This is a genomic window from Pseudomonas sp. R45(2017) (assembly GCF_002112305.1).
In the GTDB taxonomy this organism is placed as follows: Bacteria; Pseudomonadota; Gammaproteobacteria; order Pseudomonadales; family Pseudomonadaceae; genus Aquipseudomonas; species Aquipseudomonas paraglycinae.
The window spans coordinates 134,172-155,629 of record NZ_NEHH01000011.1 but is presented as its reverse complement, the minus strand read 5'-3'; the positions used below and the strand labels follow the sequence as shown (position 1 = coordinate 155,629).

The following is a 21,458-nucleotide window of genomic DNA, read 5'->3' as shown; positions in this document are numbered from 1 at the left end:
GTTTATGAGCGCACCTCGTGAAACCATCGCAGCCGTCGCTACTGCCCAGGGCCGTGGCGGCGTGGGCATCGTTCGAATTTCCGGGCCGCTGGCCAGCGTTGCGGCCAAAGCCATCAGCGGCCGCGAGCTGAAACCACGGTTTGCCCACTACGGCCCGTTCTTCAGTGACGATCAACAGGTGCTGGATGAAGGTCTGGCGCTGTATTTCCCCGGGCCGAACTCGTTCACCGGCGAAGACGTATTGGAACTGCAGGGCCACGGTGGCCCGATCGTCCTCGACATGTTGCTAAAGCGTTGTCTGGAACTGGGCTGCCGTCTGGCTCGTCCCGGTGAGTTCAGCGAAAGAGCGTTCCTCAATGACAAACTCGATCTTGCTCAGGCCGAGGCCATCGCCGATCTGATCGAAGCCAGTTCTGCACAGGCCGCGCGCAATGCCTTGCGCTCCTTGAAAGGGGCCTTCTCCCAACGTGTGCATAATCTCACCGAACAGCTGATCGGCCTGCGGATCTATGTTGAAGCGGCGATCGACTTCCCGGAAGAAGAAATCGACTTCCTCGCCGACGGCCATGTGCTGAGCATGCTCGACAAGGTTCGTAACGAGTTATCCACCGTATTGCGCGAAGCCGGGCAGGGTGCGTTACTGCGTGACGGCATGACCGTGGTGATTGCCGGTCGTCCGAATGCCGGCAAATCCAGCCTGCTGAACGCACTGGCCGGTCGTGAAGCCGCGATCGTGACCGAAATCGCCGGCACCACTCGGGATATCCTGCGTGAACATATCCACATCGATGGCATGCCGCTGCATGTTGTGGATACCGCTGGTCTGCGTGATACCGATGACCATGTGGAAAAGATCGGCGTTGAACGAGCGTTGAAAGCCATAGGCGAAGCTGACCGAGTGCTGCTGGTCGTCGATGCCACTGCGCCAGAGGCCGCCGATCCGTTCGCCTTGTGGCCGGAATTCCTTGAAACCCGGCCAGATCCGGCGAAGGTCACCCTGATTCGTAACAAGGCTGATCTCACCGGTGAACCCATTGCCCTGGAAGTCAGTGACGATGGCCACGTGACGATCAGCCTGAGCGCCAAGTCTGCCGGTGAAGGTCTGGACCTGCTACGTGATCACCTCAAAGCCTGCATGGGCTACGAACAAACATCGGAAAGCAGCTTCAGCGCACGCCGCCGGCACCTCGAAGCCCTGCGTCATGCCAGTGATGCCCTGGAACATGGACGTGCCCAACTGACCTTGGCGGGTGCTGGTGAGCTGTTGGCCGAAGACCTGCGTCAGGCCCAGCAGTCTCTCGGGGAAATCACCGGCGCCTTCAGCTCCGATGATCTGCTGGGACGGATCTTTTCCAGCTTCTGCATCGGTAAATAAACCTCCCGTTGTCCACAGACAGGTCCGTTCGCGACCTGTCTGTCCTCCTTCCTCGTTTTTCCTTCCTCCAGTGCCGGACACATTTCTGTTCCTGAGCGGATGTTCCGTGCCCGCGATTCCTTCATTCATCCGATTTCTGTGGATTAATCCCTGTGAATAACTGCCGCTGAGGGCAGTTGATAACAGGGCCTGAAAACTGAACATAACTGCCGCTGTGGATAACCACCTCATTCATCCACAGGCTTACACCGGTTATCCAAGGGCCTCATGGCGACATGGCCACAGGGTTTTGAATCTCTGTACACATTGAAAATAAAGGCCTGCAGAAATCTATCCACAGAAAACATGGGCAGTAAGAATAAGCTTTAAAACAAAGGTTTTATAAATTTCTCTCTTTTTTATTCTTTTAACCGCGAGTTCTCCACAGCTGGTTAAATTTTGTGCAAAGGGTTCTTTAGGAAGGGCGAAGTCCCTATACTTGCCGACCAGGTCCAGAAACCTGATCTCAAACTATTCCTGAATTACCTACTTAAGCAGGCACGAGGTGCGTGGTGGATTTCCCTTCCCGTTTTGAAGTGATCGTCATCGGCGGCGGTCATGCCGGTACCGAGGCAGCACTGGCCTCAGCACGCATGGGTGCAAAAACCCTTCTGCTGACGCACAACGTGGAAACCCTCGGTGCCATGAGTTGCAACCCGGCCATCGGCGGCATTGGCAAAAGCCATCTGGTCAAGGAAATCGACGCCCTCGGCGGCGCGATGGCCATGGCCACCGATCTGGGCGGTATCCAGTTTCGCGTGTTGAACAGCCGCAAAGGCCCGGCCGTACGTGCAACCCGTGCGCAAGCCGACCGGATTTTGTACAAGGCCGCTGTCCGCGAAATTCTGGAAAACCAGCCGAACCTGTGGATATTTCAACAAGCCGCTGACGACCTGATCGTTGAGCAGGAACAAGTACGCGGTGTCGTCACGCAAATGGGTCTGCGTTTCTTCGCCGATTCCGTGGTGTTGACCACCGGTACGTTCTTGGGCGGACTTATCCACATCGGCTTGCAGAATTTTTCCGGTGGTCGCGCCGGTGATCCACCATCGATCGCCCTGGCGCATCGTCTGCGTGAATTGCCGCTGCGTGTCGGTCGCCTGAAAACCGGTACGCCACCGCGTATCGACGGCAAGTCGGTGGATTTCTCGGTGATGACTGAGCAGCCAGGCGATACGCCGATCCCGGTGATGTCGTTCATGGGCAACAAGGAACAACATCCACGGCAAGTCAGTTGCTGGATCACCCACACCAACGCCCGCACCCACGAAATCATTGCCGCAAACCTTGATCGTTCGCCGATGTATTCCGCTGCCGGCGAAATTGAAGGCATTGGCCCGCGTTATTGCCCGTCGATCGAAGACAAGATCCACCGCTTTGCCGACAAGGAAAGCCATCAGGTGTTCATCGAGCCGGAAGGCCTGACCACCCACGAGCTGTATCCGAACGGGATATCCACAAGCCTGCCGTTCGACGTGCAGTTGCAGATCGTGCAATCGATCCGCGGCATGGAAAACGCGCACATCGTGCGTCCGGGTTATGCGATCGAGTACGACTACTTCGATCCGCGCGACCTGAAGTACAGCCTGGAGACCAAAGTCATCGGCGGTCTGTTCTTCGCTGGTCAGATCAACGGCACCACCGGTTACGAAGAAGCCGGCGCCCAGGGTTTGCTCGCCGGCGCGAACGCCGCATTGCGTGCGAAAGGCAAAGAAGCCTGGTGCCCGCGTCGTGATGAGGCGTACATCGGGGTACTGGTCGACGACCTGATCACCCTAGGTACCCAAGAGCCGTACCGCATGTTCACTTCCCGTGCCGAGTACCGCCTGATCCTGCGTGAGGACAACGCCGACCTGCGTCTGACCGAAAAAGGTCGCGAACTGGGCCTGGTCGATGACGCGCGCTGGGCAGCGTTCTGCAAAAAACGCGAGAGCATCGAACTCGAAGAGCAGCGCCTGAAAAGCACCTGGGTTCGCCCGGGCACTCCGCAGGGCGATGCGATTGCCGAGAAATTCGGTACGCCGCTGACTCACGAATACAACCTGCTCAATCTCTTGAGCCGTCCGGAAATCGACTACGCTGGTCTGGTCGAAGTGACCGGGCAGGGCGCGGAAGATCCACAGGTCGCCGAACAGGTCGAGATCAAGACCAAATACGCCGGTTACATCGACCGTCAACAGGACGAAATCGCCCGTCTGCGTGCAAGCGAAGACACGAAACTGCCTGTGGATATCGATTACACCAACATTTCCGGTCTCTCCAAGGAGATCCAGAGCAAGCTTGGCGCGACTCGTCCCGAGACGCTGGGCCAGGCTTCGCGGATCCCGGGTGTGACCCCGGCAGCGATTTCGCTGTTGATGATCCATTTGAAAAAACGCGGCGCGGGCCGTCAGTTGGAGCAAAGCGCTTGAGTTCTAAGGTCACTTCGCAACACGCCGAAGAGTTATCCACAGGAGCCCGCGAGCTCGGTGTCAATCTCACTGAAACCCAGCACGAATTGTTGCTGGGTTATCTGGCCCTGTTGATCAAATGGAACCAGGCCTACAACCTGACCGCGGTCCGCGATCCGGACGAAATGGTTTCCCGTCACTTGCTCGATAGCCTCAGCGTGATGTCGTTCATCGAAAACGGCCGCTGGCTGGATGTCGGCAGCGGCGGCGGCATGCCGGGGATCCCTTTGGCGATCCTGTATCCGGACTCGCAAGTGACTTGCCTGGACAGCAACGGTAAGAAAACCCGCTTCCTGACCCAGGTCAAACTCGAACTCAAACTGGATAACCTCCAAGTTATCCACAGTCGCGTCGAAGCATTCCAGCCTGCACAGCCGTTCAACGGGATCATTTCCCGGGCCTTCAGCAGCATGGAGAACTTCACCAACTGGACTCGCCACCTCGGCGACGCCGATACGCGCTGGTTGGCAATGAAGGGCGTCCATCCGGCCGATGAGCTGGTAGCATTGCCGGCAGACTTCAAACTCGATAGCGAACACGCCCTGGCCGTACCCGGTTGCCAAGGCCAACGCCATCTGCTGATACTGCGCCGCACGGCATGATTGGGAACACAAGCAAGAATGGCTAAGGTATTCGCGATAGCGAACCAGAAGGGTGGTGTGGGCAAGACCACCACCTGCATCAACCTCGCAGCATCCCTGGTCGCGACCAAGCGCCGGGTGCTGTTGATCGATCTCGATCCACAGGGCAACGCCACCATGGGTAGCGGTGTGGATAAACATGGCCTGGAAAACTCGGTCTACGACCTGCTGATCAACGAATGCGATCTGGCCCAGGCCATGCACTACTCCGAACACGGCGGTTATCAACTGCTGCCGGCCAACCGCGACCTGACGGCGGCCGAAGTGGTGCTGCTGGAAATGCAGATGAAGGAAAGCCGTCTGCGCAGTGCGCTGGCGCCGATCCGTGAAAACTACGATTACATTCTGATCGACTGCCCGCCGTCGCTGTCGATGCTCACACTGAACGCACTGGTCGCTGCTGACGGGGTGATTATCCCCATGCAGTGCGAGTACTTTGCGCTCGAAGGTTTGAGCGACCTTGTGGATAACATCAAGCGCATCGCCGAACTGCTGAACCCGAACCTGAAAGTCGAAGGCCTGCTGCGGACCATGTATGACCCGCGCCTGAGCCTGATGAACGATGTATCGGCCCAGCTCAAGGAACACTTCGGTGATCAGCTGTACGACACGGTGATCCCGCGCAACATCCGACTGGCTGAAGCCCCGAGCTACGGCATGCCAGCGCTGGCCTACGACAAGCAATCGCGTGGCGCGCTGGCCTATCTGGCCCTGGCGGGCGAGATGGTTCGCCGTCAGCGCAAAAATTCACGCATCGCCGCTGCCCAGCCAACTTAAGGAATCCCCATGGCCGTCAAGAAACGAGGTCTCGGACGAGGACTGGATGCACTGCTGAGCGGTCCGACTGTCAGCTCGCTGGAAGAACAAGCGGCGCAGGCTGACAGCCGTGAGTTGCAGCACCTGCCACTGGACCTGCTGCAGCGCGGCAAGTATCAGCCACGTCGGGACATGGATCCACAGGCGCTGGAAGAGCTGGCGCAGTCGATCAAGGCCCAGGGCGTGATGCAGCCGATCGTGGTTCGCCCGATTGGCGGTGGTCGTTTTGAAATCATCGCCGGCGAACGTCGCTGGCGCGCCAGTCAGCAGGCCGGCCAGGAAACCATTCCTGCGATGGTCCGCGACGTGCCGGATGAAACGGCGATCGCCATTGCGCTGATCGAGAACATCCAGCGCGAAGACCTGAACCCGATTGAAGAAGCGGTGGCCCTGCAGCGCTTGCAGCAGGAATTCCAGCTCACCCAGCAACAGGTCGCCGAGGCTGTGGGTAAGTCCCGCGTCACTGTGGCCAACCTGTTGCGCCTGATTGCGCTGCCGGAAGTCATCAAGACCATGTTGTCCCACGGCGACCTGGAAATGGGTCATGCCCGTGCATTGCTCGGTCTGCCGGACAATCAGCAGGTGGAAGGGGCGCGACATGTTGTCGCACGCGGTCTCACCGTGCGCCAAACCGAGGCACTGGTTCGTCAGTGGTTGAGTGGCAAACCGGAGCCGGTCGAACCGTCCAAACCCGACCCGGATATCGCCCGGCTCGAGCAACGTCTGGCCGAGCGCCTAGGCTCTGCGGTGCAGATTCGCCACGGCAAGAAGGGAAAGGGTCAGTTGGTGATCGGTTACAACTCCCTCGACGAGCTTCAAGGTGTGCTTGCACACATCCGCTGAAACAATTCCTCTTGTAGCGCGCAGTCGGAAATCACTACCTGACAGTTGAATAGGGGCAGAACCGCCCCTATACTCTGCGCGCATTTTGTCGGCACAAATTATGCCAAGTTATTGAATTTCGGCAGCCGACCATTGGAGAGCAATAGTGATGGAAACCCGCAAGCCAAACCGCCTGCCGTTCCATCGCCTGGCGGTTTTTCCGGTGTTGATGGCTCAATTTGTCATTTTGCTCATTGCTGCTTTGGCGCTCTGGCAATGGCACGGAGTCGTTGCCGGATACTCGGGACTTTGCGGAGGCCTGATAGCCTTGCTGCCCAATGTTTATTTCGCTCACAAGGCATTTCGGTTTTCCGGCGCCCGAGCAGCCCAGTCCATCGTCCGGTCTTTCTATGCCGGCGAGGCAGGCAAACTGATTTTGACGGCAGTGCTGTTTGCACTGGTGTTTGCAGGTGTGAAGCCACTGGCGCCGATCGCTGTATTCGGCGCCTTCGTGCTGACTCAGTCGGTCAGCTGGTTCGCTCCCCTGCTGATGAGAACAAGACTTTCGAGACCTTAGGGCGTTTGAGGCAACCATGGCAGAAACAACCGCTTCGGGCTATATCCAGCACCACTTGCAGAACCTGACCTTCGGGCAGCTACCCAACGGCGGCTGGGGCTTTGCCCACACCGCAGCAGAGGCCAAGGAAATGGGCTTCTGGGCTTTCCACGTCGATACCCTCGGCTGGTCGGTCGCGCTGGGTCTGATCTTCGTTCTTCTTTTCCGCATGGCGGCCAAGAAGGCGACTTCCGGTCAGCCGGGTGCATTGCAGAACTTCGTTGAAGTCCTGGTCGAATTCGTCGATGGCAGCGTGAAAGACAGCTTCCATGGCCGTAGCCCGGTGATCGCACCGCTGGCACTGACCATCTTCGTCTGGGTGTTCCTGATGAACGCCGTCGACCTGGTACCGGTCGACTGGATTCCTCAGCTGGCCATCCTGATCTCCGGCGACCACCACATCCCGTTCCGCGCCGTGTCGACCACCGACCCGAACGCGACCCTGGGCATGGCGTTCTCGGTTTTCGCACTGATCATTTTCTATAGCATCAAGGTCAAGGGCCTCGGCGGCTTCATCGGCGAGCTGACCCTGCACCCGTTCGGCAGCAAGAACATCTTCGTTCAGGCCCTGCTGATCCCGGTGAACTTCCTGCTGGAATTCGTGACCCTGATCGCCAAACCGATCTCTCTGGCTCTGCGTCTGTTCGGCAACATGTATGCCGGCGAGCTGGTGTTCATCCTGATCGCTGTGATGTTCGGCAGCGGCCTGCTCTGGCTGAGCGGCCTGGGTGTTGTCCTGCAGTGGGCGTGGGCTGTGTTCCACATCCTGATCATCACCCTGCAGGCGTTCATCTTCATGATGCTGACCATCGTCTACCTGTCGATGGCGCACGAAGAAAACCATTAAGACCAGTCTCGACTAGTCTGATGTCCTTCCCGGTCAAACGGGAAGGGGCTCCTCACGGGGCACCATGAAACGATTTGTTTTAACGCTTTAATCTAAAAAACCTAAACCATACGACGTAAAAGTCGGGAGGAAAGATGGAAACTGTAGTTGGTCTAACCGCTATCGCTGTTGCACTGTTGATCGGCCTGGGCGCACTGGGTACCGCAATTGGTTTCGGCCTGCTGGGCGGCAAGTTCCTGGAAGGCGCAGCGCGTCAGCCAGAAATGGTTCCAATGCTGCAAGTTAAAATGTTCATCGTTGCCGGTCTGCTCGACGCCGTAACCATGATCGGTGTTGGTATCGCTCTGTTCTTCACCTTTGCGAACCCGTTCGTTGGTCAGATCGCTGGCTAATCATTCGGATCTCCGAGTGATTTGGTGTGATGGACAACGTAACTGCGAGGTGTTGGCGTGAACATTAATGCGACCCTGATTGGCCAGTCCGTTGCGTTCCTGATTTTTGTACTGTTCTGCATGAAGTTCGTATGGCCTCCGGTCATCGCAGCTCTGCACGAACGTCAAAAGAAGATCGCTGATGGTCTGGACGCTGCCAGCCGTGCAGCTCGCGACCTGGAGTTGGCCCAAGAAAAAGCGGGTCAGCAACTGCGCGAAGCGAAAGCTCAGGCAGCTGAAATCATCGAGCAAGCCAAGAAACGCGGTAACCAGATTGTCGAAGAGGCCGTTGAAAAGGCCCGCATCGACGCTGACCGTGTGAAGGTTCAGGCTCAAGCCGAGATCGAACAGGAACTGAACAGCGTCAAAGACAAGCTGCGCGCCCAAGTGGGCTTGCTGGCTGTCGGCGGCGCCGAGAAGATCCTGGGTGCCACAATCGATCAAAACGCGCACGCAGAGCTGGTTAACCAACTGGCTGCTGAAATCTAAGCGAGGGCGATCATGGCAGAACTGACCACGTTGGCCCGACCTTACGCTAAGGCGGCCTTCGAGCACGCTCAGGCCCACCAGCAACTGGCCAATTGGTCAGCCATGCTCGGCCTGGCAGCAGCGGTGTCGCAAGACGACACCATGCAGCGCGTGCTCAAGGCCCCGCGACTGACGAGCGCAGAAAAGGCCGCCACGTTCATTGACGTGTGCGGCGACAAGTTTGATGCCAAGGCACAGAACTTCATCAATGTCGTTGCCGAAAACGACCGTCTCCCGCTTCTGCCGGAGATCGCCGCTCTGTTTGACCTGTACAAGGCCGAGCAAGAGAAATCGGTAGACGTTGAAGTGACCAGTGCTTTTGCATTGAACCAAGAACAGCAAGACAAACTCGCCAAGGTTCTCAGTGCACGACTCAACCGGGAAGTGCGCCTGCAAGTCGAGGAAGACAGCTCCCTTATCGGGGGGGTGGTCATCCGCGCCGGCGACCTGGTTATCGATGGCTCGATTCGCGGCAAAATCGCGAAACTTGCCGAAGCATTGAAATCTTGAGTTTGAAGGGGCAGCAGAGCAATGCAGCAACTCAATCCTTCCGAAATAAGTGAAATTATCAAGGGCCGCATCGAAAAGCTCGATGTGACCTCCCAAGCCCGTAACGAAGGCACTGTCGTCAGCGTATCTGACGGTATCGTGCGGATTCACGGTCTGGCCGACGTCATGTACGGCGAGATGATCGAGTTTCCGGGCGGCGTCTACGGTATGGCCCTCAACCTGGAGCAAGACTCCGTAGGTGCCGTTGTACTGGGCGCATACACCAGTCTGGCTGAAGGCATGAGCGCCAAGTGCACCGGCCGCATCCTCGAAGTTCCGGTTGGTAAGGAACTGCTGGGTCGCGTTGTCGACGCACTGGGTAACCCTGTTGACGGCAAAGGTCCACTGGGCAACACCGAGACCGACGCGGTCGAGAAAGTTGCTCCGGGCGTGATCTGGCGTAAGTCGGTAGACCAGCCTGTACAGACTGGCTACAAGGCTGTCGATGCCATGATCCCTGTCGGCCGTGGCCAGCGTGAGCTGATCATCGGTGACCGTCAGATCGGTAAAACCGCTCTGGCGATTGACGCGATCATCAACCAGAAAGACAGCGGCATTTTCTGCGTCTACGTGGCAATCGGTCAGAAGCAATCGACCATCGCCAACGTGGTTCGCAAGCTGGAAGAAAACGGTGCACTGGCTAACACCATCATCGTTGCAGCGAGCGCTTCGGAATCTGCAGCACTGCAATTCCTGGCTCCGTACTCCGGTTGCACCATGGGTGAATTCTTCCGCGACCGCGGTGAAGACGCGCTGATCGTTTATGACGATCTGTCCAAGCAAGCAGTGGCTTACCGCCAGATTTCCCTGCTGCTGCGCCGTCCACCAGGCCGTGAAGCTTACCCAGGCGACGTGTTCTATCTCCACTCCCGTCTGCTGGAGCGCGCATCCCGCGTTTCGGAAGAGTACGTAGAGAAGTTCACCAACGGCGCAGTGACCGGCAAAACCGGTTCCCTGACCGCACTGCCGATCATCGAAACCCAGGCTGGCGACGTTTCCGCGTTCGTTCCGACCAACGTGATTTCCATCACCGACGGTCAGATCTTCCTGGAATCGGCCATGTTCAACTCGGGCATCCGCCCTGCAGTGAACGCCGGTGTTTCGGTATCCCGTGTGGGTGGTGCCGCTCAGACCAAGATCATCAAGAAGCTGTCCGGTGGTATCCGTACCGCTCTGGCTCAGTACCGTGAACTGGCGGCATTCGCCCAGTTCGCTTCTGACCTGGACGAAGCGACCCGCAAGCAACTTGAGCATGGTCAGCGCGTTACCGAGCTGATGAAGCAGAAGCAATACGCACCGATGTCGATCGCTGACATGGCGCTGTCGCTGTATGCCGCTGAGCGTGGGTTCCTGACTGACATTGAAATCGCCAAGATCGGCAGCTTCGAACAAGCGCTGATTGCTTTCTTCAACCGCGATCACGCCGACTTGATGGCGAAGATCAACGTTAAAGGTGACTTCAATGACGAAATCGACGCTGGCCTGAAGGCTGGTATCGAGAAGTTCAAGGCCACCCAAACCTGGTAAGCCGCAGCGGGAGCCGCAAGGCTCCCGCTTGCTAACCTGATAGGTGTTACATGGCAGGCGCAAAAGAGATTCGCAGTAAGATTGCGAGCATCAAAAGCACGCAAAAAATTACCAGCGCCATGGAAAAAGTGGCGGTCAGCAAAATGCGCAAGGCACAAATGCGCATGGCTGCTAGCCGTCCTTATGCGGAGCGTATCCGCCAGGTAATTGGGCATCTGGCCAACGCCAACCCGGAATACCGCCACCCGTTCATGATCGATCGCGAAGTAAAGCGCGTCGGTTATGTCGTCGTGAGCAGTGACCGTGGTCTGTGCGGCGGCTTGAACACCAACCTGTTCAAGGCCCTGGTCAAGGACATGGCGGTAAACCGCGAAAACGGCGTCGAGATCGATCTGTGTGTCGTTGGTAGCAAGGGTGCGGCCTTTTTCCGCAACTTCGGCGGTAACGTCGTTGCAGCTATCAGCCACCTGGGTGAAGAGCCGTCGATCAATGATCTGATCGGCAGCGTCAAGGTGATGCTGGATGCCTACCTGGACGGCCGTATTGACCGCCTGTCCGTGGTATCCAACAAGTTCATCAACACCATGACGCAACAGCCTACCGTGGAGCAGTTGATTCCACTGGTGGCGACCCCGGATCAGGAACTCAAGCACCACTGGGACTACCTCTACGAACCAGACGCCAAAGAGCTGCTTGACGGCTTGATGGTGCGTTACGTGGAGTCGCAGGTGTACCAGGCGGTGGTCGAGAACAACGCGGCTGAACAGGCTGCGCGGATGATCGCGATGAAGAACGCTACCGACAACGCCGGTGATTTGATCAGCGATTTGCAGCTGATCTACAACAAGGCGCGTCAGGCTGCGATCACCCAAGAGATCTCGGAAATCGTCGGCGGCGCTGCCGCGGTTTAACGGTTCAAATATTCAGAGGATCCAGCTATGAGTAGCGGACGTATCGTTCAAATCATCGGCGCCGTTATCGACGTGGAATTTCCACGCGACAGCGTACCGAGCATCTACGACGCCTTGAAGGTTCAAGGCGCCGAAACCACTCTGGAAGTTCAGCAGCAGCTGGGCGACGGCGTGGTTCGTACCATTGCGATGGGCTCCACCGAAGGCTTGAAGCGCGGTCTGGACGTCAACAACACTGGCGCAGCCATCTCCGTACCGGTCGGTAAAGCGACTCTGGGCCGGATCATGGACGTACTGGGCAACCCGATCGACGAAGCTGGCCCGATCGGCGAAGAAGAGCGCTGGGGTATCCACCGCGCCGCTCCTTCCTTCGCTGAACAGGCCGGTGGCAACGAGCTGCTGGAAACAGGCATCAAGGTTATCGACCTGGTTTGCCCGTTCGCCAAGGGCGGTAAAGTCGGTCTGTTCGGTGGTGCCGGTGTAGGCAAGACCGTAAACATGATGGAACTGATCCGTAACATCGCCATCGAGCACAGCGGTTATTCCGTGTTCGCCGGTGTGGGTGAGCGTACTCGTGAGGGTAACGACTTCTACCACGAGATGAAGGACTCCAACGTTCTCGACAAGGTAGCCCTGGTCTACGGTCAGATGAACGAGCCACCGGGAAACCGTCTGCGCGTAGCGCTGACCGGTCTGACCATGGCCGAGAAGTTCCGTGACGAAGGTAACGACGTTCTGCTGTTCGTCGACAACATCTATCGTTACACCCTGGCCGGTACCGAAGTATCCGCACTGCTGGGCCGTATGCCTTCGGCAGTAGGTTACCAGCCGACCCTGGCAGAAGAGATGGGCGTGCTGCAAGAGCGCATCACTTCGACCAAGCAAGGTTCGATTACTTCGATCCAGGCCGTATACGTACCAGCGGACGACTTGACTGACCCGTCGCCAGCGACCACGTTTGCTCACCTGGACGCCACCGTCGTTCTGTCCCGTGACATCGCTTCCCTGGGTATCTACCCGGCGGTAGACCCACTGGACTCGACTTCGCGTCAGCTGGACCCGAACGTGATCGGCAACGATCACTACGAGACCGCTCGTGGTGTTCAGTACGTGCTGCAGCGTTACAAAGAGCTGAAGGACATCATCGCGATCCTGGGTATGGACGAGCTGTCGGAAGCCGACAAGCAGTTGGTAAACCGTGCTCGTAAGATCCAGCGCTTCTTGTCGCAGCCGTTCTTCGTGGCTGAAGTCTTCACCGGTGCTTCGGGTAAATACGTTTCCCTGAAAGACACCATTGCTGGCTTCAAAGGCATCCTCAACGGTGACTACGACCACCTGCCAGAACAAGCGTTCTACATGGTCGGCGGCATCGAAGAAGCGATCGAGAAAGCCAAGAAACTGTAATCCAGGCGCCCGGCAACGGGCGCTAATTTAGGTTGAGGCAATCAGATGGCTATGACAGTCCATTGCGACATCGTCAGCGCGGAAGGAGAAATCTTTTCCGGCCTGGTCGAGATGGTGATTGCGCACGGTGCTCTGGGTGATCTTGGTATCGCTCTGGGCCACGCGCCGCTGATCACTAATCTGAAGCCAGGTCCGATCCGCCTGATCAAGCAAGGCGGGGAAGCCGAGGTGTTCTACATCTCCGGTGGTTTCCTCGAGGTTCAGCCGAACATGGTCAAGGTGCTTGCCGATACCGTGCAACGTGCCGCCGACCTGGATGAAGCTCAGGCTCAAGCAGCTCTCAAGGCTGCCGAAGCTGCTCTGCATGAGAAGAGCGCAGATTTCGACTACGGAGCTGCATCCGCACGTCTGGCCGAGGCTGCAGCTCAGCTGCGCACCGTCCAGCAGATCCGCAAGAAGTTTGGCGGTTAATCCGTCAGCCACTTGTTGTGCGATTGATAAAAAAGGGTAGCCTCGGCTACCCTTTTTTCTTTTCAGAATTCCCGAAACCCGGTCGCAGTTGCTGACCACCCAGGATTGGTAGCCAGTCATGTCTCTTGAAATCGTTATCCTCGCGGCCGGTCAAGGCACCCGCATGCGTTCCGCGCTGCCAAAAGTGCTGCACCCGATTGCCGGCGACTCCATGCTCGGTCATGTTATCCACAGCGCCCGTCAACTTGATCCACAGCGCATCCATGTCGTCATCGGCCATGGTGCGGATGTAGTACGCGAACGTCTGGCCGCAGACGACCTGAACTTCGTGTTGCAGGACAAGCAGCTGGGCACCGGCCACGCCACGGCCCAGGCTGTTCCGTTCATTACGGCCGATACCGTACTGATTCTCTACGGTGACGTGCCGTTGATCGAGGTCGAGACCTTGCAGCGTCTGCTCAAGCACGTTGTACCGGGGCAAATGGGTCTGCTCACCGTCGAACTGGACGACCCCACCGGTTATGGCCGCATCGTGCGCGACGCCGACGGCAAGGTGGCCGCCATCGTTGAGCACAAAGACGCCAGCGAAGCACAACGGGCGATCACCGAAGGCAATACCGGCATCCTGGCTGTGCCGGCCAACCGCCTGGCGGACTGGATGAGTCGCCTGTCGAACAACAACGCGCAGGGCGAGTATTACTTGACCGACGTGATCGAGATGGCAGTCAACGACGGCCTGACTGTCGCCACCGAACAACCGCACGACCCGATGGAAGTGCAGGGCGCCAACGATCGCAAACAGCTCTCCGAGCTGGAGCGTCATTATCAGTTGCGCGCCGGTCGTCGCCTGATGGCTCAGGGTGTCACTCTTCGCGATCCGGCCCGGTTTGATGTACGTGGTGAAGTGACCGTCGGTCGCGACGTGCTGATCGATATCAACGTGATTCTCGAAGGCAAGGTCGTCATTGAGGACAACGTGGTCATCGGCCCGAACTGCGTGATCAAGGACAGCACCCTGCGCAAAGGCGTGGTGATCAAGGCCAACAGTCATATTGAAGGCGCAGTGTTGGGTGAAGGCAGCGATGCCGGCCCGTTTGCCCGTCTGCGTCCGGGCACTGTGCTTGAGGCCCGCGCCCATGTGGGTAACTTCGTCGAACTGAAAAATGCCCGCTTGGGCGAGGGCGCCAAGGCCGGACACCTGACATACCTTGGTGACGCCGAGATCGGTGCGCGCACCAATATCGGCGCCGGCACCATCACCTGCAACTACGATGGCGCCAACAAGTGGAAAACCGTGTTGGGCGAAGATGTGTTCATCGGCTCCAACAACTCGCTGGTCGCACCTGTGGATATCTCCGCCGGTGCAACCACTGCGGCCGGTTCGACCATTACCCAGAATGTGGATAACGCGCAGTTGGCGGTTGGTCGGGCACGGCAGAAGAACATCGATGGCTGGAAGCGGCCTGAGAAGATCAAGAGGAGCTGAGTTATCCACAATGCTCGATGTATGAAAAAGACCGCCGCCGGCGGTCTTTTTTATTGGGCACGTCTTGACGATTTGCAGCTGATAGGTTTTGATTGCTTCCGTTATCTTTCGAATCGAAACTTAATCAGCCATGTCGAAACGCAACACACCTCAGCGTCGTCACAACATTCTGGCTTTGCTTAATGAGCAGGGCGAAGTGAGTGTGGACGAACTGGCCAAGCGCTTCGAAACTTCGGAAGTTACGATTCGCAAGGATCTCGCTGCTCTGGAAAGTCACGGTCTGTTGCTGCGCCGTTACGGGGGAGCGATCACCATGCCTCAAGAGTTGGTGGCAGACGTCAGTCAGAACGTTTCCAAATACAAACAGGCGATTGCCCGCGCCGCGGTTACACGCATCCGCGAGCACGCCCGCATCATCATCGACAGCGGCAGCACCACCGCCGCCATGATTCCCGAGCTTGGCCAGCAGCCAGGCCTGGTGGTGATGACCAATTCCCTGCACGTGGCCAACGCCCTGAGCGAGCTCGAACACGAGCCGGTACTGCTGATGACCGGCGGTACGTGGGATCCCCACTCGGAATCCTTTCAGGGCCAGGTCGCCGAGCAGGTACTACGCTCTTACGACTTCGATCAGTTGTTTATTGGTGCCGATGGCATCGACCTGGTGCGCGGCACCACCACTTTCAATGAGCTGCTCGGCCTGAGCCGGGTGATGGCGGAAGTGGCGCGGGAAGTGATCGTGATGGTCGAGGCCGACAAGATCGGCCGCAAGATTCCCAACCTGGAGCTGCCATGGAGCAGCGTCCATACCCTAATTACCGATGATCACCTGCCCCTTGAGGCACGCGCTCAGATTCAGGCTCGCGGTATCAACTTGATTTGCGCGACTGTCAGTCAGGAGAAATAAGCATGTGTGGAATTGTCGGCGCGGTAGCTGAACGTAACATCACCGCCATTCTGGTCGAAGGCCTCAAGCGCCTCGAATACCGGGGTTATGACAGCGCCGGTGTGGCGGTGTACACCAATGACGGCACTCTGGAACGCACCCGTCGTGTGGGCAAGGTCAGCGAACTCGACGCGGCGCTTGCCGAACATCCGCTGGTAGGCCGTCTCGGCATTGCCCACACCCGTTGGGCCACTCACGGTGCGCCGAGCGAGCGCAATGCCCACCCGCATTTCTCCGGTGACGTTGCCGTCGTGCACAACGGCATCATCGAAAACCATGAGGCGCTGCGTGAACAACTCAAGGCGCTGGGCTACGTGTTCACCTCGGACACCGACACCGAAGTCATCGCCCACCTGCTGACTGAAAAGCTCAAAAATCTGCCGGACCTGACCGACGCCCTGAAGGCCGCGGTCAAGGAACTGCATGGCGCCTACGGTCTGGCGGTTATCCACGCACAGCAGCCGGATCGACTGGTCGCAGCCCGCAGCGGCAGCCCGCTGGTGATCGGTCTGGGCCTGGGCGAGAACTTCCTCGCTTCCGACCAACTGGCCCTGCGTCAGGTCACCGACCGTTTCATGTACCTGGAAGAGGGCGATATCGCCGAAATCCAGCGTGACAAGGTGCAGATCTGGGACGTGAGCGGCAAAGCCGTCGAGCGCCAGACCGTCCAGTACACCGATGGCGCCGAAGCCGCCGACAAAGGCGAGTTCCGTCACTACATGCTCAAGGAAATCCACGAGCAGCCATCCGTGGTGCAGCGCACCCTGGAAGGTCGATTGAGTTCGGATCAGGTGCTGGTGCAGGCGTTTGGCCCGCAAGCGGCCGAACTGTTCGCCAAAGTGTGCAACGTGCAGATCGTGGCGTGCGGCACCAGCTACCACGCCGGCATGGTTGCCCGTTACTGGCTCGAAGAGCTGGCCGGCATTCCATGCCAGGTCGAAGTCGCCAGCGAGTTCCGCTACCGCAAGGTAGTGGTGCAGCCGGACACCCTGTTCGTCACCATTTCCCAGTCCGGCGAAACCGCCGACACCCTGGCTGCGCTGCGCAACGCCAAGGAACTGGGCTTCCTCGGTAGCCTGGCGATCTGCAACGTTGGGATCAGTTCGCTGGTGCGCGAATCCGACCTGACTCTGCTGACCCAGGCCGGTCGCGAAATCGGCGTGGCTTCGACCAAAGCTTTCACTACGCAACTGGTCGGTCTGCTGTTGCTGACCCTGTCTTTGGGTCAGGTGCGCGGTACTTTGGGCAAAGGCGTTGAAGCCACGCTGGTCGAAGAGCTGCGTCGTCTGCCAACCCGTCTGGGCGAAGCGCTGGCCATGGACAGCACGGTGGAAAAAATCGCAGAGCTGTTTGCCGAGAAAAACCACACCCTGTTCCTGGGCCGTGGCGCGCAATTCCCGGTGGCGATGGAAGGGGCCTTGAAGCTCAAGGAAATCTCGTACATCCACGCCGAAGCCTATCCGGCTGGCGAACTGAAACACGGCCCGCTGGCGCTTGTGGATAACGACATGCCGGTGGTCACCGTCGCACCGAACAACGAACTGCTGGAGAAGCTCAAGTCCAACCTGCAGGAAGTCCGCGCCCGCGGCGGCGAACTGATCGTGTTCGCTGACGAGAAAGCCGGGATGACCAACGGCGAAGGCACCCACGTGGTGCAGATGCCGCACATCCACGACATCCTGTCGCCGATCCTCTACACCATTCCGCTGCAATTGCTGTCGTACTACGTTGCTGTGCTCAAGGGCACTGACGTTGATCAGCCGCGTAACCTGGCGAAGTCGGTAACGGTGGAATAAGTTATCCACAGTTGAATCACCCCCATAAAATCGCAGCTTCGGCTGCGATTTTTTTATCCGGATCGAGGGCACCATGGATCGCTTCCAGGAAATGCAGGTCTTCGCCATCGTCGCCCAGGAGCAGGGCTTCTCCGCTGCCGCGCGGCGCCTGGGTTTGTCGGCAGCCAGCGTGACCCGGGCGGTGGCGGGGCTGGAGCAGCGAATTGGTACGCAGTTGTTGATCCGTACCACCCGCAGCGTGCATTTGAGCGAAGCGGGTCTGCGTTATCTGGAAGACTGTCGGAGAATTCTCGCCGAGGTGCAGGAAGCGGAGGATTCCGCTGCCGGCAGTCATACCCAGCCCCGTGGGCAGTTGACGGTGACGGCGCCAGTTTTATTCGGAGAACAGTTCGTCACGCCGGTAATGGCGCGTTATCTGACGCAATACCCGGACGTTTCCATCAATGCCCTGTTGCTCGACCGGGTGGTGAACATGGTCGAGGAGGGCGTCGACGTCGCGGTGCGCATCGGCGAGTTGCCGGACAGCAATCAGCATGCGATCCGGGTCGGTGAGGTGCGGCGGGTGATTTGTGGTTCGCCGGAATACTTTGCGGTCCATGGCCGGCCGACCCATCCGCAGGCCTTGGCCGGGGCGCCGGTGGTGGCGACGTCGGCCATCGGCCAGCAGCGCAGTTGGCCATTCATGGAAAACGGTGAGCTCATTGGCGTAAAACCGGAGCCGCGTCTGGTGGTTACCGCCAATCAAGCTGCGATCACAGCGGCGTCGTTGGGTCTGGGGTTGACCCGGGTGCTGTCTTATCAGGTGGCCGGCAAGGTGGCTTCCGGCGAACTGGAAATCGTCCTCGCCGAGTTTGAACTGCCTGCTCTGCCGATCCATGTGGTGTATCAGGGCGGGCGCAAGGCGCCGGCGCGGATACGCAGTTTTGTCGACTTCATCGTGCAGGCGCTGCGCGAGCATCCGGCGCTGAAAAACGCTGCGTTATTTCATCCAGAGAAATAATGGATTGCATTTACTGGTGATTCTGTTGTTTTCGCGATGGGTGGAAGATGGCTCCCACGGCCACCGTCCATCCTGAACGGCGCCATCATCCAGCGGAGTCGACCATGCAAGCGATCAAACTCTACAACTTCCCGCGTTCCGGCCACGCCCATCGCGTCGAACTGATGTTGTCACTGTTGCAACTGCCGACCGAGCTGATCTTCGTCGATCTGGCCAAGGGCGAACATAAACAGGCGGCATATCTGGCCATCAACAGCTTCGGCCAGGTTCCGGCCATTGATGACAATGGTGTGGTGCTCGCGGACTCCAACGCGATTCTTGTCTACCTGGCACAGAAATACGGCAATGGCCGCTGGCTGCCAAGTGATCCGGTCGGCGCCGCGCACGTGCAGCGCTGGTTGTCGGCCGCCGCCGGACCGATTGCCTTTGGTCCGGCTGCGGCGAGGCTTATCACGGTGTTCGGGGCGAAGTTCAACGCCGAGGAAGTCATCACCCGTGCACACAATTTTCTCAAGGTGATGGATGCGGAACTGGGCAAAACCCCGTACCTGACCGGCACTGAGCCGACCATTGCCGATGTCTCGGCCTACAGTTACATCGCCCATGCGCCGGAAGGCAATGTGTCGCTGGACGACTACGCTAACGTTCGCGCCTGGCTTTCGCGGATTGAGGCGCTGCCCGGTTTTGTCGGCATGCCACGCACCGTTGCCGGCCTGCAAACCACCGTCTGACATTCAATCTGCGCCGACGGCGCAGGGGAGAGACCGTGATGGAACGTTCACCGTGGCACGCTGGCGAGCAACAGTTGCAGGCCCATGTCGGCGTTGCCGAGCGCATGGAGGAATTCGGTCGTAAGGTGATTCGCACCTGGATGCCGGATCAACACCGCCAGTTCTATCAGCAATTGCCCTTCATGCTGTACGGCGCGGTGGATGCCGAAGGTCGCCCCTGGGCCAGTGTGCTGGAGGGCGAGCCGGGCTTTGCTCACTCTCCCGAGCCGACGCAACTGCAGTTCGCCGGTCTGCCGGCTGCCGATGATCCGGCACAGCTAGAGGCCGGCGCCGCGATCGGCCTGCTCGGTATCGAGCTGCACACCCGTCGGCGAAATCGGCTCAATGGTCACATCAGCAGCCTTGGGGCGGATGGTTTTGCGCTGACGGTGGATCAGTCCTTCGGCAACTGTCCGCAGTACATACAGCTGCGCCAGTTCCAACGGGTCCCCCTGACGGATCCGCAGACCCGCAAAGCCGAACACCGTGATAGTCTCGATGACGCCGCGATTGCGCTGATCGAAAGCGCCGACACTTTCTTCGTCGCCAGTTACGTCGATGTCGACGGTGAGCGTTCGGTGGATGTCTCCCACCGCGGCGGCCAGCCTGGTTTCGTACGGATCGAAGGCAATCGCCTGACGATCCCGGATTTTGCCGGCAACCTGCATTTCAACACCCTCGGCAATCTGTTGCTCAATCCCTTGGCCGGGTTGCTGTTCATCGACTTTTCCACAGGCGACGTATTGCAGCTCAGCGGTCGCACCGAGGTGATTCTCGAGGCACCACAGATCGAAGCCTTTCAGGGCGCCGAACGGTTGTGGACCTTCGAGGTGGAGAAACTGGTTCGACGTCCGGCGGCATTGGCTCTGCGCTGGCGCTTCGACGGCATGTCGCCCACCAGCCTGCTGACCGGCAACTGGGCCCAGGCCGATGCACGGTTGCAGGCCAAGGCATTGGGTGACAGCTGGCGTCCATTGCGAGTGGCAAGGATCGAAATGGAAAGCCGCCACATTCGCTCGATTTATCTGGAACCGAACGATGGCGCGGGTCTGCCGGTGTTTTTGGCGGGCCAGCATCTGCCGCTTCGGTTCAACCTCGACGGTGAGGTGCACATCCGTACTTACAGCCTGTCGGGCGCGCCGTCGGATGATTTCTTCCGGATCAGCGTGAAACGCGAAGGGCGGGTATCGACCCACCTTCACGAAAAGATTCGCGTCGGCGACGTGCTGGAGGCGCGATTGCCCCAGGGGCATTTCACTGTAGCGGCGCTGGAACGCCGTCCATTGGTGCTGCTGGCTGCGGGCGTCGGCATCACGCCATTGCTTTCGATGCTGCGTGAGGTGGTGTATCAGGGCCTGCGGACCCGGCGGATTCGTCCGACCTTGTTTGTTCAGAGTTCCCGCAGCCTCGCCGACCAGCCGTTTCGCGCCGAGCTGGACCGGTTGCTGGAGGATGCCGGTGATGCCGTGAAAGTGTTGCGAGTGCTAAGTCAGCCGGAAGACGATCTGGTCGAAGGAAAAGACTTCGACCTGCGTGGCCGTATCGATGGCGATCTGTTGCGCAATCTGCTGACCGACGAGGACTTCGATCAGGTCGACTTCGTGCTCTGCGGTCCCGGCGGTTTTACCCAGGGTATCTATGACACTCTGCGTGAACTGGATGTGCGGGACGGGCAGATCCATGCCGAAACCTTCGGCCCTTCGACCCTCAAGCGCCAACCCGATCCGGATGCGATCGTGATCGAGCAATTGCCCGCCGCGACCACATCGGTACCGGTGGTGTTCGAGCGTTCGGCCAAGGAAGCACGTTGGCAGCCCGACGGCGGCAGTTTGCTGGAGCTGGCGGAAAGCCGTGGATTGCGTCCGGAGTTCAGTTGCCGCGGTGGTTCGTGCGGCACCTGCAAGACCCGGCTGATCAGCGGCGCGGTGAATTATCCACAGCCTCCGGCTGAAGTGCCGGAGGAGGGGCAGGTGCTGATTTGCTGCGCGGTGCCGGCGCAGAGTGCCCAGTCGCTGGTGCTGGATCTGTAAGGG

General features: G+C 58.8%; 20 protein-coding genes. All 20 read left to right on the top strand.

Going from position 1 to position 21,458, the window contains the following annotated elements; genetic code table 11:
- The first annotated feature begins 4 nt into the window (after window positions 1–4).
- The 20 genes from mnmE to CAF74_RS24010 all read left to right on the top strand — a co-directional run bounded on the left by mnmE (window position 5) and on the right by CAF74_RS24010 (window position 21,455).
- The gene (gene mnmE / locus CAF74_RS24110; RefSeq protein ID WP_085748004.1) at window positions 5–1,375 is read left to right on the top strand and encodes a tRNA uridine-5-carboxymethylaminomethyl(34) synthesis GTPase MnmE; all 1,371 of its coding nucleotides are present in this window, start codon (window positions 5–7) and stop codon (window positions 1,373–1,375) included.
- Between the two features lie 551 nt (window positions 1,376–1,926).
- The gene (gene mnmG / locus CAF74_RS24100) at window positions 1,927–3,825 is read left to right on the top strand and encodes a tRNA uridine-5-carboxymethylaminomethyl(34) synthesis enzyme MnmG (protein ID WP_007954140.1); all 1,899 of its coding nucleotides are present in this window, start codon (window positions 1,927–1,929) and stop codon (window positions 3,823–3,825) included.
- Complete coding sequence (gene rsmG / locus CAF74_RS24095; protein ID WP_007911906.1) at window positions 3,822–4,466, top strand: 16S rRNA (guanine(527)-N(7))-methyltransferase RsmG; 645 nt, start codon at window positions 3,822–3,824, stop codon at window positions 4,464–4,466. Before mnmG ends, rsmG begins: the two co-directional genes overlap by 4 nt.
- A gap of 18 nt (window positions 4,467–4,484) precedes the next feature.
- On the top strand, window positions 4,485–5,282 hold the full coding sequence (locus CAF74_RS24090; RefSeq protein ID WP_085748003.1) for a ParA family protein: 798 nt from the start codon (window positions 4,485–4,487) through the stop codon (window positions 5,280–5,282).
- Window positions 5,283–5,291: 9 nt separating this feature from the next.
- Window positions 5,292–6,164 carry a ParB/RepB/Spo0J family partition protein gene (locus CAF74_RS24085; protein WP_064600630.1) on the top strand — a complete coding sequence of 291 codons (873 nt, stop codon included), beginning with the start codon at window positions 5,292–5,294 and terminating at the stop codon, window positions 6,162–6,164.
- Between the two features lie 148 nt (window positions 6,165–6,312).
- Window positions 6,313–6,720 carry a F0F1 ATP synthase subunit I gene (locus tag CAF74_RS24080; protein ID WP_003229783.1) on the top strand — a complete coding sequence of 136 codons (408 nt, stop codon included), beginning with the start codon at window positions 6,313–6,315 and terminating at the stop codon, window positions 6,718–6,720.
- 16 nt (window positions 6,721–6,736) lie between these two features.
- Window positions 6,737–7,606 carry a F0F1 ATP synthase subunit A gene (atpB, locus tag CAF74_RS24075; protein WP_007954148.1) on the top strand — a complete coding sequence of 290 codons (870 nt, stop codon included), beginning with the start codon at window positions 6,737–6,739 and terminating at the stop codon, window positions 7,604–7,606.
- 134 nt (window positions 7,607–7,740) lie between these two features.
- Window positions 7,741–7,998 (top strand): F0F1 ATP synthase subunit C, encoded by a 258-nt coding sequence (gene atpE / locus CAF74_RS24070; RefSeq protein WP_003097235.1) that lies wholly within the window; start codon window positions 7,741–7,743, stop codon window positions 7,996–7,998.
- Between the two features lie 57 nt (window positions 7,999–8,055).
- Complete coding sequence (locus CAF74_RS24065) at window positions 8,056–8,526, top strand: F0F1 ATP synthase subunit B (RefSeq protein WP_011336718.1); 471 nt, start codon at window positions 8,056–8,058, stop codon at window positions 8,524–8,526.
- Window positions 8,527–8,538: 12 nt separating this feature from the next.
- Complete coding sequence (locus CAF74_RS24060; RefSeq protein ID WP_011336717.1) at window positions 8,539–9,075, top strand: F0F1 ATP synthase subunit delta; 537 nt, start codon at window positions 8,539–8,541, stop codon at window positions 9,073–9,075.
- 21 nt (window positions 9,076–9,096) lie between these two features.
- Window positions 9,097–10,641, top strand: coding sequence for a F0F1 ATP synthase subunit alpha (atpA, locus tag CAF74_RS24055; protein ID WP_041073579.1), 1,545 nt, complete (start codon window positions 9,097–9,099; stop codon window positions 10,639–10,641).
- A gap of 50 nt (window positions 10,642–10,691) precedes the next feature.
- Window positions 10,692–11,552 (top strand): F0F1 ATP synthase subunit gamma, encoded by an 861-nt coding sequence (gene atpG / locus CAF74_RS24050; RefSeq protein WP_007954161.1) that lies wholly within the window; start codon window positions 10,692–10,694, stop codon window positions 11,550–11,552.
- A gap of 27 nt (window positions 11,553–11,579) precedes the next feature.
- Entirely contained in the window at window positions 11,580–12,956 is a 1,377-nt protein-coding gene (gene atpD, locus CAF74_RS24045) for a F0F1 ATP synthase subunit beta (protein ID WP_007954162.1), read from the top strand.
- A 45-nt stretch (window positions 12,957–13,001) separates the two neighbouring features.
- Window positions 13,002–13,427 carry a F0F1 ATP synthase subunit epsilon gene (locus CAF74_RS24040; RefSeq protein ID WP_007954164.1) on the top strand — a complete coding sequence of 142 codons (426 nt, stop codon included), beginning with the start codon at window positions 13,002–13,004 and terminating at the stop codon, window positions 13,425–13,427.
- A 118-nt stretch (window positions 13,428–13,545) separates the two neighbouring features.
- Window positions 13,546–14,913, top strand: coding sequence for a bifunctional UDP-N-acetylglucosamine diphosphorylase/glucosamine-1-phosphate N-acetyltransferase GlmU (gene glmU / locus CAF74_RS24035; RefSeq protein WP_085748002.1), 1,368 nt, complete (start codon window positions 13,546–13,548; stop codon window positions 14,911–14,913).
- A 130-nt stretch (window positions 14,914–15,043) separates the two neighbouring features.
- Entirely contained in the window at window positions 15,044–15,820 is a 777-nt protein-coding gene (locus tag CAF74_RS24030) for a DeoR/GlpR family DNA-binding transcription regulator (RefSeq protein ID WP_085748001.1), read from the top strand.
- A 2-nt stretch (window positions 15,821–15,822) separates the two neighbouring features.
- Window positions 15,823–17,655 carry a glutamine--fructose-6-phosphate transaminase (isomerizing) gene (gene glmS, locus CAF74_RS24025; RefSeq protein WP_085748000.1) on the top strand — a complete coding sequence of 611 codons (1,833 nt, stop codon included), beginning with the start codon at window positions 15,823–15,825 and terminating at the stop codon, window positions 17,653–17,655.
- A gap of 73 nt (window positions 17,656–17,728) precedes the next feature.
- Window positions 17,729–18,655 carry a LysR family transcriptional regulator gene (locus CAF74_RS24020; protein ID WP_085747999.1) on the top strand — a complete coding sequence of 309 codons (927 nt, stop codon included), beginning with the start codon at window positions 17,729–17,731 and terminating at the stop codon, window positions 18,653–18,655.
- Window positions 18,656–18,759: 104 nt separating this feature from the next.
- Window positions 18,760–19,386, top strand: a complete 627-nt coding sequence (locus tag CAF74_RS24015) for a glutathione S-transferase family protein (RefSeq protein WP_064379665.1) — start codon at window positions 18,760–18,762, stop codon at window positions 19,384–19,386.
- A 38-nt stretch (window positions 19,387–19,424) separates the two neighbouring features.
- Window positions 19,425–21,455, top strand: a complete 2,031-nt coding sequence (locus tag CAF74_RS24010; protein WP_085747998.1) for a pyridoxamine 5'-phosphate oxidase family protein — start codon at window positions 19,425–19,427, stop codon at window positions 21,453–21,455.
- The last annotated feature ends 3 nt before the right edge of the window (window positions 21,456–21,458 follow it).

Bases quoted from the DNA above. Each gene is read 5' to 3' on its own strand.
- mnmE (WP_085748004.1), top strand. From the start codon at position 5: ATGAGCGCACCTCGTGAAACCATCGCAGCCGTCGCTACTGCCCAGGGC.
- CAF74_RS24090 (WP_085748003.1), top strand. From the start codon at position 4,485: ATGGCTAAGGTATTCGCGATAGCGAACCAGAAGGGTGGTGTGGGCAAG.
- CAF74_RS24085 (WP_064600630.1), top strand. From the start codon at position 5,292: ATGGCCGTCAAGAAACGAGGTCTCGGACGAGGACTGGATGCACTGCTG.
- CAF74_RS24080 (WP_003229783.1), top strand. From the start codon at position 6,313: ATGGAAACCCGCAAGCCAAACCGCCTGCCGTTCCATCGCCTGGCGGTT.
- atpB (WP_007954148.1), top strand. From the start codon at position 6,737: ATGGCAGAAACAACCGCTTCGGGCTATATCCAGCACCACTTGCAGAAC.
- atpE (WP_003097235.1), top strand. From the start codon at position 7,741: ATGGAAACTGTAGTTGGTCTAACCGCTATCGCTGTTGCACTGTTGATC.
- CAF74_RS24060 (WP_011336717.1), top strand. From the start codon at position 8,539: ATGGCAGAACTGACCACGTTGGCCCGACCTTACGCTAAGGCGGCCTTC.
- atpA (WP_041073579.1), top strand. From the start codon at position 9,097: ATGCAGCAACTCAATCCTTCCGAAATAAGTGAAATTATCAAGGGCCGC.
- atpG (WP_007954161.1), top strand. From the start codon at position 10,692: ATGGCAGGCGCAAAAGAGATTCGCAGTAAGATTGCGAGCATCAAAAGC.
- atpD (WP_007954162.1), top strand. From the start codon at position 11,580: ATGAGTAGCGGACGTATCGTTCAAATCATCGGCGCCGTTATCGACGTG.
- CAF74_RS24040 (WP_007954164.1), top strand. From the start codon at position 13,002: ATGGCTATGACAGTCCATTGCGACATCGTCAGCGCGGAAGGAGAAATC.
- glmU (WP_085748002.1), top strand. From the start codon at position 13,546: ATGTCTCTTGAAATCGTTATCCTCGCGGCCGGTCAAGGCACCCGCATG.
- CAF74_RS24030 (WP_085748001.1), top strand. From the start codon at position 15,044: ATGTCGAAACGCAACACACCTCAGCGTCGTCACAACATTCTGGCTTTG.
- glmS (WP_085748000.1), top strand. From the start codon at position 15,823: ATGTGTGGAATTGTCGGCGCGGTAGCTGAACGTAACATCACCGCCATT.
- CAF74_RS24020 (WP_085747999.1), top strand. From the start codon at position 17,729: ATGGATCGCTTCCAGGAAATGCAGGTCTTCGCCATCGTCGCCCAGGAG.
- CAF74_RS24015 (WP_064379665.1), top strand. From the start codon at position 18,760: ATGCAAGCGATCAAACTCTACAACTTCCCGCGTTCCGGCCACGCCCAT.
- CAF74_RS24010 (WP_085747998.1), top strand. From the start codon at position 19,425: ATGGAACGTTCACCGTGGCACGCTGGCGAGCAACAGTTGCAGGCCCAT.